13 protein-coding genes and 1 pseudogene are annotated in these 11,451 nt (G+C 62.4%); 9 read left to right on the forward strand and 5 right to left on the reverse strand.

The features are described from left to right. The first annotated feature begins 179 nt into the window (after positions 1-179). From ABIB35_RS04755 to ABIB35_RS04770, 4 genes are all read left to right on the forward strand, one after another. Entirely contained in the window at positions 180-1,448 is a 1,269-nt protein-coding gene (locus tag ABIB35_RS04755) for an MFS transporter (protein WP_354179335.1), read from the forward strand. Between the two features lie 104 nt (positions 1,449-1,552). Then, positions 1,553-2,140, forward strand: a complete 588-nt coding sequence (locus tag ABIB35_RS04760) for a DinB family protein (protein WP_354179337.1) — start codon at positions 1,553-1,555, stop codon at positions 2,138-2,140. Then, the gene (locus ABIB35_RS04765) at positions 2,137-2,592 is read left to right on the forward strand and encodes a GNAT family N-acetyltransferase (RefSeq protein ID WP_354179339.1); all 456 of its coding nucleotides are present in this window, start codon (positions 2,137-2,139) and stop codon (positions 2,590-2,592) included. The genes ABIB35_RS04760 and ABIB35_RS04765 overlap by 4 nt, the downstream gene beginning before the upstream one ends. Further along, positions 2,589-3,059, forward strand: coding sequence for an SDR family NAD(P)-dependent oxidoreductase (locus ABIB35_RS04770; RefSeq protein WP_354179340.1), 471 nt, complete (start codon positions 2,589-2,591; stop codon positions 3,057-3,059). Before ABIB35_RS04765 ends, ABIB35_RS04770 begins: the two co-directional genes overlap by 4 nt. Positions 3,060-3,133: 74 nt before the next feature. On the opposite strand, the gene ABIB35_RS04775 is transcribed toward ABIB35_RS04770, so the two are convergent. The 4 genes from ABIB35_RS04775 to ABIB35_RS04790 form a co-directional block, all read right to left on the reverse strand. After that, positions 3,134-4,150 carry a muramidase family protein gene (locus ABIB35_RS04775; RefSeq protein WP_354179341.1) on the reverse strand — a complete coding sequence of 339 codons (1,017 nt, stop codon included), beginning with the start codon at positions 4,148-4,150 and terminating at the stop codon, positions 3,134-3,136. Between the two features lie 205 nt (positions 4,151-4,355). After that, complete coding sequence (locus ABIB35_RS04780) at positions 4,356-4,964, reverse strand: DUF305 domain-containing protein (RefSeq protein WP_354179342.1); 609 nt, start codon at positions 4,962-4,964, stop codon at positions 4,356-4,358. Between the two features lie 115 nt (positions 4,965-5,079). Further along, a complete protein-coding gene (locus ABIB35_RS04785) occupies positions 5,080-5,550 on the reverse strand; it encodes a hypothetical protein (protein ID WP_354179343.1) in 471 nt (156 codons plus the stop codon). A gap of 405 nt (positions 5,551-5,955) precedes the next feature. Beyond that, positions 5,956-6,525, reverse strand: coding sequence for a sugar O-acetyltransferase (locus ABIB35_RS04790; RefSeq protein WP_354179344.1), 570 nt, complete (start codon positions 6,523-6,525; stop codon positions 5,956-5,958). A 95-nt stretch (positions 6,526-6,620) separates the two neighbouring features. Here ABIB35_RS04790 and ABIB35_RS04795 point away from each other — a divergent pair. The 4 genes and pseudogenes from ABIB35_RS04795 to ABIB35_RS04810 form a co-directional block, all read left to right on the forward strand. Further along, positions 6,621-6,770: pseudogene (locus ABIB35_RS04795) on the forward strand (cupin domain-containing protein); the annotation flags it as partial. A gap of 648 nt (positions 6,771-7,418) precedes the next feature. Further along, positions 7,419-7,934 carry a DUF1269 domain-containing protein gene (locus ABIB35_RS04800; protein ID WP_354179346.1) on the forward strand — a complete coding sequence of 172 codons (516 nt, stop codon included), beginning with the start codon at positions 7,419-7,421 and terminating at the stop codon, positions 7,932-7,934. A 186-nt stretch (positions 7,935-8,120) separates the two neighbouring features. Continuing rightward, the gene (locus ABIB35_RS04805; RefSeq protein WP_354179348.1) at positions 8,121-8,870 is read left to right on the forward strand and encodes a DUF1648 domain-containing protein; all 750 of its coding nucleotides are present in this window, start codon (positions 8,121-8,123) and stop codon (positions 8,868-8,870) included. A 120-nt stretch (positions 8,871-8,990) separates the two neighbouring features. Then, positions 8,991-10,070: an alkene reductase gene (locus ABIB35_RS04810; protein WP_354179350.1), complete on the forward strand. Its 1,080-nt coding sequence runs from the start codon at positions 8,991-8,993 to the stop codon at positions 10,068-10,070. A 31-nt stretch (positions 10,071-10,101) separates the two neighbouring features. Here the strand turns inward: ABIB35_RS04810 and ABIB35_RS04815 are convergent, their stop codons facing one another. Further along, the gene (locus ABIB35_RS04815) at positions 10,102-10,668 is read right to left on the reverse strand and encodes a hypothetical protein (RefSeq protein ID WP_354179352.1); all 567 of its coding nucleotides are present in this window, start codon (positions 10,666-10,668) and stop codon (positions 10,102-10,104) included. A 560-nt stretch (positions 10,669-11,228) separates the two neighbouring features. Here ABIB35_RS04815 and ABIB35_RS04820 point away from each other — a divergent pair. Continuing rightward, on the forward strand, positions 11,229-11,429 hold the full coding sequence (locus tag ABIB35_RS04820; protein ID WP_354179354.1) for a hypothetical protein: 201 nt from the start codon (positions 11,229-11,231) through the stop codon (positions 11,427-11,429). The last annotated feature ends 22 nt before the right edge of the window (positions 11,430-11,451 follow it).

Genomic DNA, 11,451 nt, shown 5'->3' on the forward strand with positions numbered 1-11,451 from the left:
TCCATATCCATTATGTGGCTCCCGGGTGGAAAGAAAATTCTGAATCGCTGGATCATTCCCTCCCCTGTCATAACGGTGTGCAATCATCAACAATGACGGCGGCTGCCCGCCGGGACCCGAATCCGTCGGTCTGCTGGCCGGCTCGGAAGGTTGCTTTCCCACACCCTGGGGGTTGATAAGTGCCAGATAAATTGATCACCGGCTCGTTCAGCAATCCGAGGTTCTCCCGTTATTTTTCCGCCGTGACCGTTGGCGCATTCGGTACCGCCTTGACCGCGGTGGCAATCCCAGTGTTGGTCGTCGAAGACCTCGAAGCCAGCGCACTGGAGGTCGGACTCGTCAACGCGTCCCAGTTCATTCCATATGCACTGCTGGGCCTCTTCGCTGGCGTGTTTGTCGATCGATGGCAGCGGCAGCGGGTACTTGTGTGGGCGAGCCTCGGGCGGGCGCTAAGCCTCGCCCTCATACCCACCTGCTGGGCTCTTGGGGTGCTTCACCTGTGGGTTCTCATTGCGCTGTTGTTGCTGTTCGGCGGATTCTCTGTCTTCGGTTTCGCCGCCGCTCAATCGATTCTGCCGCAGATCGTGGAGCGGCGTGCGTTGCGCTCGGCCAACGCACGTCTCGATCAAGCCGAGGCGGGGGCACAGACCGTTGGCCCGGGTCTCGGCGGATTCTTGGTTGGTAGTTTCGGGGCGCCTTTGGCCATCGTTGTGGATGCTGTGACGTATGTCGTCGATGCCGTGCTGATTGCTGGTCTCGATCTGAAGGCATCGATTGGTCGGGAAACAGGCCCGCGATCAATACGGCGCGAGATTGCCGAAGGCCTACGGTGGACCTATCGCCATCGCGTTCTGGCCCCCTTAGCTGCGTCAACGCACGTCTGGTTTATTGGGAACGCCGCTGCTCTCACTGTCCTGGCGGTCTTCACTCTCCGAACCCTGGGATTTACCTCGCTCATGTATGGGTTGCTGTTTACGGTGGGAGGGGTAGCCACCCTGACCGGCGCAAGTTTTGCCTCACGCGCAGGTGAGCGGTTCGGATCAGGACCGACGATTGCCGTGAGCAGAGCCCTTTACCCTCTCGCTTGGACCCTCCTCGTTCTAGCGCCTGCCGGAAGTGGAACGCAGCCGGACATCGGTGCCATGGTGTTAGTTTTTAGCGCATTCGCACTCCAAGGCTTCGCTGGAGGTCTGGAGAATGCGAACGAAATGAGCTTGCGTCAGGGGCTAACGCCGGACGTGCTTCTTGGCCGGGTGAATGGAATTATGCGGTCCGCCAACCGCACGTTTGGTGCCATCGGTGCAGTGGTTGGGGGCGCAACCTCGATGTTGCTTGGGGAGAGAACCGCATTGGTTCTCATCATCGGTGTTTTCACGATTGCACTGGTCATTGCGATCGCCTCACCGCTGCGGACAGCACGCGACGACGAAGACGTCTCCACCGGCTAATCGCTGTGATGTCAACCGCGTACTCTTCAGTGCTAGAAGATTCCCTTCCTGCTGCTGACGTCGCCGGTTTGCCATCGGCGGCCTGCTACTCCAAGCTGGCACCCATGAGCGATATTGCAAAGGCGGAATTGCAGCGGTATTTACAGGAGGGCCGTAATGCGCTGGTCTGGAAACTTGAGGGCTTGACGGAATATGATTTACGCCGCCCCCTGACGCCAACCGGCACGAATCTTCTCGGCTTGGTAAAGCATCTGGCAGGAGTCGAAGCCGAGTACTTCGGTGTGGTCTTCAACCGGCCATTCGCCGAAGAAATATCCTGGCTTTCGCCCGACGCCGCGCCGAATGCGGACATGTGGGCGAAGCCTGAGGAGTCCTGCAAAGAGATTGTTGGCCTCTACCAACGGGTGTGGGAACACGCCGACACGACGATCTCCCAGCTGCCCCTTGACGCTTCCGGCTACGTGCCCTGGTGGCGCGAGGCGAGCAACCCTGTCAGTCTCGCCCGCATTTTGGTACATGTGACAGCCGAAACGCATCGGCATGCCGGCCACGCAGACATAGTGCGAGAGTTGGCCGACGGCAGCGTTGGGCACCGGGATGGAAACGACAACATGGCCGCCGGAAGCCAAACGTGGTGGCGTGAGTACAACGAGCATCTGGAATCGGTTGCGCGCGGCTGCGCGGACCAGTGATCACCCTTGTTCCTGCGGCCGCCGCAGATATGGATGACATTGTAGGATTCCTGCAAAAAGCGGATTTGACCCTCAGCGGCCTCGATTCGCCGTCAGTGTTTTTATGGATTGCCCGCGACGAGATGACAGGCGACGTGTTCGCAACAACCGGATATGAGATCAGCGCTGACGGCAGCCATGCGCTGATCCGAAGTGTTGCGGTGGACTCCTCTCGCCGAGGCTCAGGAGTCGGCCTGAAGCTCGCACGGTTTGCGATGGATCGTGCCGCGGACTCCGGCGTCCAACGAGCATGGCTGTTTAGCCGAAGGTCCGGCCCCTTTTGGCAAAAGGCCGGTTTTGCTTCAGCCGAAACCAGTGACCTTGCGCTGGCCCTGGCCTCGACTCACCAAGTGCGGCTGTTCACCGAAACAGGTCAATTACAAAAGGAAATGGCCTGGCATAGATCACTATGACAAGTTGGGGAACCCCACGATCGCCGCAAAAGCACAGTTCCAGCAGTTCCCGCTTCGGCTCGACTAAACCTTCGGCAGGACCTTGCCCGGGCAGCCTTGGCAGCCCAAACTTCTACGCCGGGTTCTTCGAGCACATCAGCCCCGAGCAATTCCGGGCCCAGATGGAGACGAACTTCTTTGGTCCCACGAACGTCACCCGCGCGGTGCTGCCGGTGATGCGCAAGCAGCGCTGGAGCCGGGTCATCACCATCACCCCGGCTGCCGGGCTGATCGGTCAGGAGTTCTGTGCCGCCCCGGCCAGCAGAGACGGGACCCCAGGAAACTCGCCCAAGCCTTGGTTACCCTCTCCGCTTCGGTTCGTCGCCGGGGCAGACGTCATGGCCAACGTCGAACAGAAGCTTGCCACCATTCAGAGCCAGATCGACTCCCATCGCGAGCTGTCGGCGTCTCTCTCCTATGACTCCTAGACTTTCCGCAACGCGGCTACATTCCGGGAAAACCGGTACTGGGTGCAAGCGGGTAGACCGCTGTTCGGACGGACTTAGGCGCCGGGTGAGTTGATCGGCTGGTCCAAGGAAAGGCTGATGGTCTGGCCGGGGGCAATTTCATCGGATATCACGTCCACGTACTGGTACCAGACGGGAACGCTCTCGGTCGGGTCCCGGTTGGCGTCATACAGAGCCGTGACACCGAAGCGGGCCGAAATTCCGCGTTCGGTGTCGCCGGGGACCGTGGTGTAGGTCAGCGGGACGCCGTCGGCATCCGCGGTATATGTTCCCCGGGCGCCGTTGACCGCCAGATCGCCCGGAATCAGCCGGAGCGTGGTGCCGGCAGGAATCGGTGCGCTCTCAACGAGTGCGGGGTTGTACTGCAGCAGCTCGGCCGTGCCGACGCGGAACTGATAGCCCACGCTGTCCAGGGAATCGCCGTCGACCGTGGTGTAGAAGACGCCCGTGTCCCAGGAGTTCCGAACGGCCTTTCCTGTGCCGGACCGGCCGTCCACCGGGTTCTTCTGCAGTGCGATGGTGCGCCCGGGTTCCACAAAGTAGACGTTGCCCACCTCGTGCACGTACGGCACCTTGTTGGCCTCTGCGAGCTGGTCTCCGGTCAGGTTGAACCGGTAGGTGATCCCTTCCAGGGTGTCATCAGACACGATGGTTCCGTTCGCGTCCTGCGTGGCGGCCCCCATGGCGCCGATGCCGGGACCGGCCGCCAGCAGCCGAAGCCGAGTGCCCGGCGCCAACGGCGTCCCGGGCTGGAGTTCGTTAAACCCGGCGACCTTGGCTTCCGAAAACCCATATACCTCCGCCACCATCGCCAGGGTGTCGCCGTCGGCGGTGATGTAGAAGTCCGGGTTACCGAACGAGTCGGTGACGGTTTCCCCAACCAGGGACGGCTTGGTGTCCGGAGCCGGAGTCGCGGTGGCAGTGGATTCCGTCGTCGCCGTGGCGGTTGGTGTCTCAGCTGCGGCAGGCGGTTCCGAAGTGCACCCGGCCAGCCCGAGCGAGAGCACAATCCCTGCGGCCGCAGACATTGTTCCGGCAAAATAACGTCGCATCTTTGGAGCACCAACGTTTTGCATCACAAGCATCCCCCGGTAAGCCCGGTCCACACCGGGAGCTGAATCCAACAGACCAGAGCATAGCGGACAGGTTTCTCCACACCCGGGTTGCCCTGGCTGCAAATGCTGCGGATGACCGGGCCGGCCGAGGTGCCGCCGGCGGCCTAGTTGTCGCCAGCGGCACATCGGGGAGGATCCGGGATTAGAGGGCGGCGAGAAGGCCGTTCATCTTCTGGATCTCCGTCCCCTGTCCGGAGGCCATCGAGGTAGCCAGCTCAACAGCCTCCGGGTTGGAGCCGTTCGCCGCTTCCTCTTCCGCCATGGCGACGGCGCCCTCATGGTGGGCGATCATCTGCGTCAGGAACAGGCGGCTGGCTTCGGTTCCCTGGGCTGCCTGGAGCTGTGCCAGGCCCTCGGAACTGATCATGCCGTCCATGGGCATCTCGCCGGACATGTGGGCCGGTTCGCCCCAGTTTCGGAGCCAGGTGCTCATGGTCTCGATCTCCGGCCCCTGAGCGGCCTTGATGTTTTCGGCCAGCCGGACGATCTCCGGATCCAGTCCGTCCTTGGCCAGCACCATCTCGCTCATCTCCACCGCCTGCTGATGATGCACCATCATCATCTGCGCAAACATTGTGTCTGCGCTGTTGTGTCCGGTGGCATCACTGGAGGACGGCGCATGCGACATGCTGCCGTGATCCATGCCGGGCATGGTGTCCCCCGCCTGTTCGGAGCCGGCATCCGTGCCGCAGCCGGCCAGGAAAACGACGGCGGCCAGGGCGGTTGCTGAAATTGCTGGTGAACGCTTCACGTTGGTTTGTCCTTCGAAAGTCTCTGCATTTTGGCATTGCGCTTACTCCGGTGCCGGCCGGTTCACGGGCACACCGGAGGCCTTCGCGGCTCGGCGCGAAGGACCCGGCGTATTTTTACGTGCGGCTGATGCAGAGCTGAAGGAGGGACGGTGTCTGCGGGACCGATGCCTGGGCGGGCCTGACGCGCCGCAGCCCGGAAGAGAAACGTCCGCGCAGGGACAGCGCTTTGGGCATCAGGAGCAGAACGAGAACAAAGATCATGAGCGTGCAGACGCTGCCCGCATGCCCCTGGTCCTGGCTGCACGGCTCGGAGCAATCAGGCTGCACCCCGCCGTCGGCCGGATGGTGTGTTCCGGCGTCGGCTGCCGGATGCGTACTTATGCCCGGGCCGACGGCGGGACCAAGTTCTGCGGACAGCTCCCCGGGAGCAGCGGCGAAGGCCGCGACGGCGGTTGCCGGTTCATGGTGGGAGGCACTGAACATGTGCATCCCGAGGATGCCGGCAATGACGGCAACCAAGCCCAGGAACAGTACAGCGGCGGCAGCGAAGGGCGCAAGGAACGCAGGCTGTCGTGCCCGATGCATCTTGTCCCCCTCTCCGCTACGTGTTTTCTCCGAAATCTTGCCCTCAAACTATACCCCTAGGGGGTATCAGTCAATTCGGGCGATACCGGACACTCCATTGGCAGGGGGCTATCCGGGGGAACACAGAACAGCAGCCACCAACCCGCAGGCTAGAGATCCTTCACCGCACGGATGGCGGCGACGGCTCGCGGGAAGCCCACATAAGAGAAGCACTGAACCAAAGCCGCAACAATCACTGCCTTGGAATGCCCCAGCTGCAGGCAGGCCAGGCCGTGCGGACCGAGCTGCCAGGCCGGGAATCTGACACCGCCATGATGCGCTCCTTAGGCCCGGCGCGGCCGCCGGTGCTCTTCCCACCCATGCAAGCGCGCAGCGGCGGTGCCCGCCAGTATCCCAATGTTGGCCCTAGCCACCGACGCTGCGGATAACCCGGGCGGGCGAGCCGACCACCACAGACCCGGCCGGCACATCCCGGGTCACCACGGCGCCGGCGGCCACCACTGAATCGTCGCCGATACTTATCCCCGGCAGCACCGTGACATTGGATCCAAGCCAGACGTTCCGGCCAAGCGTGATGGGCGCCGGATGCATGTCCGCCCGGCGGCTGGGTGAAAGGTCGTGGTTGAGCGTCGCCAGTACCGCGTTGTGGCCGATCAGGCAGTCGTCGCCGATGCTGATTCCGCCCTGGTCCTGGAACCGGCAGCCGGCGTTGATAAAGATCCGCTTTCCCAGGGTGATGTTCCTGCCGAAGTCGGCCGAGAACGGCGGGAACAGGGTGACGGTTTCATCCACCGGCTTTCCTATCAGCCGGGCCAGCAGTTCCCGGACCTGGGCCGGTTCGTGATAGCCGGTGTTGAGTTCGCCGGTGACCCGCATGGCGCTCTGGCTGGCATGGTGCATGGCCTCATGCAGGGGCGAGCCGGCGGTTATGGCCTGGCCGGCGTTCAACGCTGCGAGCAGTTCATCGAGTTTCATGGGTTCATTATGTCCCGGCACAGGCACTGTCGATGAGAGATGTGTCCGCAGAGACTCCCGCCATTGCCCGGAAGAACGTAGTGTCCAATTCCAGCCAGCGGATGATCGTCAGCAAGGTCCGCTTCATGCCCGGAGCACGGACGGCCTGGCACTCCCATGCCAGGGGCCAGACCCTGCACGTGACCGAAGGCGCCGCCCTCATGGGCACCCGTGACGGGACCGTCATTGAGGTCCGACCGGGACAGCCGACGCCGGCTACAGCAGGCCCTGCCTGGGAAAAAGTCTTCTCGGCGAGCGACCGCGCCCGGCCGTGCCCGACTGGGCTGATAGAGGGGTGTCTGCCTATAGCCGAGGGTTTTATAGCCGCCGGTGGTCACTGCCCCGCCAAGGGGGCGCGTAACCTCCCGGCGGAACCACGCCGTCTGTGGTTGGGTGGCACGATGGATGAATACGTCAGCTCAGGCACCTTCTGGTTCACAGTTGCTGTGGTCAACGCCGGTCTCGCTGAACAGAAGAACCGCTCCCGGTGGACCTGGTTCCTCGTTTCGTTGCTGCTTGGTCCACTGGCGACGCTACTGATTGTCGTCTGGAAAGCGCCGGAGCCGGTGGCTCCGTCAATGACCCACCGCGGCGGATGGCAGCAACCGGCCACTGATCCTTAGCTGGCAGTGCCCCGCCGTGGCCCGATCCGGGACCCTGGGGGCCACAGGGTAGCGGAAACTCACCCGCCTGTCCTCCCGCTGGGGAATCTTCCCTGCTAAGTGCCCTCGGAGACTGCCCGTGCGCGGCCGGCGGGAATAGCGTTCTTCTAACCCGGTTCGCCCGGATCAACACAGCCGCGTCAAGATGCGGGTGGCCGCCAGCACCGGCAGAAACCAACTGGAAGGCACAATATGTCAGAGCACAACTACACCCTGTTCGTGTCGTCGTACAGCGATGCAGGGTCGGCGTCAGAGGATTTCAAGACCATTAAGAGCATGGACGAAGGCGTGGTGGCGGCCGTTGTCCTCTCCCGGGACGACTCAGGCCGGGTCAACGTCAAGGAGCACGGAGGCACGCTGGTGGGCGGCGGCACCACAGCCGGTGCCATCGCCGGGCTTGTGGTTGGCTTGTTCGCTCCGCCGCTGCTGCTGTCCGGAGTGATCGGTGCTGCGATCGGCGCCGGCGCCGGCGCCATCGCAAAACGCCACGAGGAGAAGAAAATCGGCGTCGAGGCAGACGAATGGCTGCCACCGGGCTCCTCGGCGCTCGTTGCCGTGGTGGACGACCATTATCTGGACCGCGTGGACAACGCCGTCAACAAGGCCGCCAAGAAGGTCAATAAGGCCATCGACAAGGGTGACTACGATGCAGTGGTGAAGGCCATCAACGAAGGAGACGAGAAAATCGTCGAAGCCGTTGCGTCCTGATCCATCCAAGTAATCAACCCTGATTGTCCGATCCACCGCATGGGCGGTGGATCGGACAATTTCTTTAACGACCCTTGTTCTTTAACGACCCTTGAATTCGTTGGAGGAGTTAGGTAATCTCCCCGCGTGAGCTCCTCGCTTGAGGACGTCCTAAATAACACCCTCATACCGGGTTAGGGTGAAATCATGGAAGCTGACACTGATGCCAGAATTGCACGGGGCCGCGCCGGCGTCTGGCTGATTCATATCGTGCCGGCGGTAATCCTCATACCGTGTTTTGTTTACGGTGCCATGATTTATGCGTCGCTGCCTGAAACGATTCCAACCCACTGGGGAGCGGGCGGTGCACCCGATGCCTGGGCTGATAAATCCTTCGGTTCAGTCTTCGCCCCTCTCTTAATCGGGGCCGGCACCAGCGTCTTTCTGGCCCTGATCACTGTTGCCGTTCCCCTGATGGTTCCCCCGAGCAACAACGCCACGAAGTGGGAGCTCTGGCGCCGGGAAGGCACTATCTGCGGCACAGTGGCTGCGATGGGAGGAGCGTCCGCCCTGATCGCAGCCCTTGTGGGTGTGCTGGCTGTGGCGGGGTGGCAAAATCCGGACAGCCTTCCCGTGGGGCCGGTGCTGATCCTGATCGCCCTGATCCTCGGTGTTGTAGCAGCGTCCTACGCCCTCTCTACCCGCTGGGCACGCAGGACAGCCCAGAAGAACGGCGTGATGCCCACCGCTGAAGAGCAGGAAGAGGACAAGCTGTGGATAGCGGGAGGCCTCTACAACAACCCTGATAATCCCCACATCCTGGTTCCCAAAAGAGAAGGGGCTGGAACCGGGCTGACGGTGAACGTAGGAAATTCCAAGGGGCGGGCCGCCGTAGTCGCCTTCCTGGGTGTCTTTGTAGTGTTTCCCCTTGTTCTTGGAGGAATTCTGGCGCTTTGAATGTGACGTCGCACGCTTCGCGGAATAGCCAAGGTCCTGCCGCGGGTTGTCGCTGGGTATACGAACTTCAGCTCAGGGCATCTCAGGTCCTGACGCGAGCGACAGAAAGAACCCTCACCAGTGAACCTGTTTACCCCCCTGACCGTCGGCGCCATGGAACTGCCCAACCGCCTTGTCATGGCACCGCTGACCCGCATGCGCGCCGACCTCAACGGCGTCCCCACCGACATCATGGTGGACTACTACCGCCAGCGCGCTTCCCTGGGCCTGATCGTGTCCGAAGGCATCTACCCCTCCTTCACCGGTCAGGGCAACACCCGGATGCCGGGCCTGGTCACCGAGGAGCACGTTGCCGGCTGGAAGCGCGTCACCGACGCCGTGCACGCTGCCGGCGGCCGGATTGTGGCCCAGCTGATGCACTCCGGGCGCGTGGCCCATGAGAACATCAACGGCGGCCGTGGTGCCGAGGCACCCAGCGCTATCGCACTCGAAGGCGATGCCCACACCTACGAGGGCAAGCAGCCTTACCCGGTGCCGCACGCCCTCACCGAGGCCGAGCTCCCCGGCGTCACGGCGGACTTCGTCTCCGCCGCCCGCAATGCCATGAAGGCAGGGTTCGACGGCGTTGAGTTGCACGGTGCCAACGGGTACCTGCTGCACGAATTCCTTTCCCCGATCTCCAACGTCCGCACGGATTCTTACGGCGGATCCCCGGAAAACCGTGCCCGCTTTGTCCTGGAAACCTTCCACGCCGTGGTCGAGGCCATAGGCGCCGAGCACACCGGCATCCGGATCTCCCCGGAACACAACATCCAGGACGTGCTGGAAACCGACCGCGCAGATGTACTGGCCACCTACACGGCCCTGGTGGACGGCATTGCCCCGCTGAAGCCGGCCTACCTGTCCATCCTGCACGCCGACCCGGCCGATGATCTGGTTCAGGAACTGCGCCGACGCTTTGCCGGTCCGGTGCTGCTGAACACCGGGTTCGGCGTTCTGACCACCCGCGACGACGCCGTCTCCCTGCTGGCGGAGGACTTGGCTGACGCCGTCGTCGTTGGCCGTCCCGCCATCGCCAACCCGGACCTGGCCCGCCGCTGGCAGGAGGACCTGGAGCTGAACGAGCTGGACTACACCACCTTCTACACCGACGGCGCCGCCGGGTACACGGACTACCCGGAGCTGGCTCCGGTTTCCTAATCCCAGCCGTAGACGGGACGGGGCTCTAGATCTACTCGGAGCCCCGTCCCGGCTGCGTTTGGCGGGTTACTTCAACGCGGTCAGGCCAGCGGCCGGTGACCTGGTGATAATCGATGGCCCGCAGCAAAGGTGCCACGTCAAATGTTCTGATATTGACACTGAGCCTGGTGCCGTGAATGGACTTAATCGAAAGAATCTGCTGCCCATACGATGCCCGCAGGCTATAGCGGGCTATATCGCTGTAGGGAAGCACATGTTCGGAACCGAACACGGCGGTCCGGAACGCTACTTCATGGGCGCCCGGAACAATGTAGAAGTTTCGGTACATCACCAGAAAGAACATTCCGCCCGCGAAAATGCACCACGCTGCAATATGGGCGCCGAGAGGCATATCGGGTGTAGCCAGGGACAGTAGCCCCATGAGCAGCCCAACGGTGAGAAATAGCCAACCGATAATCGGCACTATTTTGGGCACCCGTACCCGTTCCGGATGTTCCTTGGACCGGTTGGGATGTTTCCGTGCCCACCGGGCAAGCCCTGCAATGCCCAGCGTTACGCACGTAAGGATGATGTACTTCAGGATAAGCGCCGGTTCCATTGTTGTTGAGCCTCTCTAAATTGCTTATCGGTCCCGGAAAGCGTGAGCAGGGCCGGGTCCGAAACCCCCAAGAGAATCTACTTCAAGAAAACTCCTTTCCGGTTGACCGGCAGGCGTTGATTTAGCCCGTGGCGTGCTGGCTCTTGTGCCCTGCTGGATTGCCAAGAGCACGACGACGGCGCGCCAACCGGCAGCCAACCCGCCGCCCCGGCGGGTCCTGCCGCTAGCCTCTACTTCATGGGGATAGCTGATCTGCGCTGGACATGCAGGCATGAAGCGGGTTGAGGGCCTGGGGCTGGGATTGACGGCCGCAGCCGCCTTAGCCATCTGGCTGGCGAATGTCATTCTGGCCCGACCGGCCACACAAGTTGCCGGCCGACACATCATCCTTCACTTCTTCGGTTTCTCCCGGGAGTCGATATGCGGCTGGGTCATTCTGATCAGTCTGCTCGGCGGGGCCTTGGGCCTGGCTCTGCTGACGGCGGGGCTCATAGGGCGCATCCCCAAAGTCCGGGTTCGGGAAACCACCGGGTGGATTGCCTTCTCCCTGGCCGTCCTGAGTGGTTCTCACCCAGGACGGTTACGACGGCGACAACGTCAGTGTCTACACCGAGCACGGGAGTTTTCACTACGTCTACAATCGAGAGGCCGGTGAGCTCAGTGGTTTTCCCCGCGTCAAAGACCAGGCCTGCGAGCTCATAACTTCAGAAGGAACGCTCCTGCTCACCTGCGAAACGGGCACCGTGAGTATCGACCCCTGAAGTTCCGGCACGGCGTACCGCC

This window comes from Arthrobacter sp. UYP6, assembly GCF_040547315.1.
Taxonomy (GTDB): Bacteria; Actinomycetota; Actinomycetes; order Actinomycetales; family Micrococcaceae; genus Arthrobacter_B.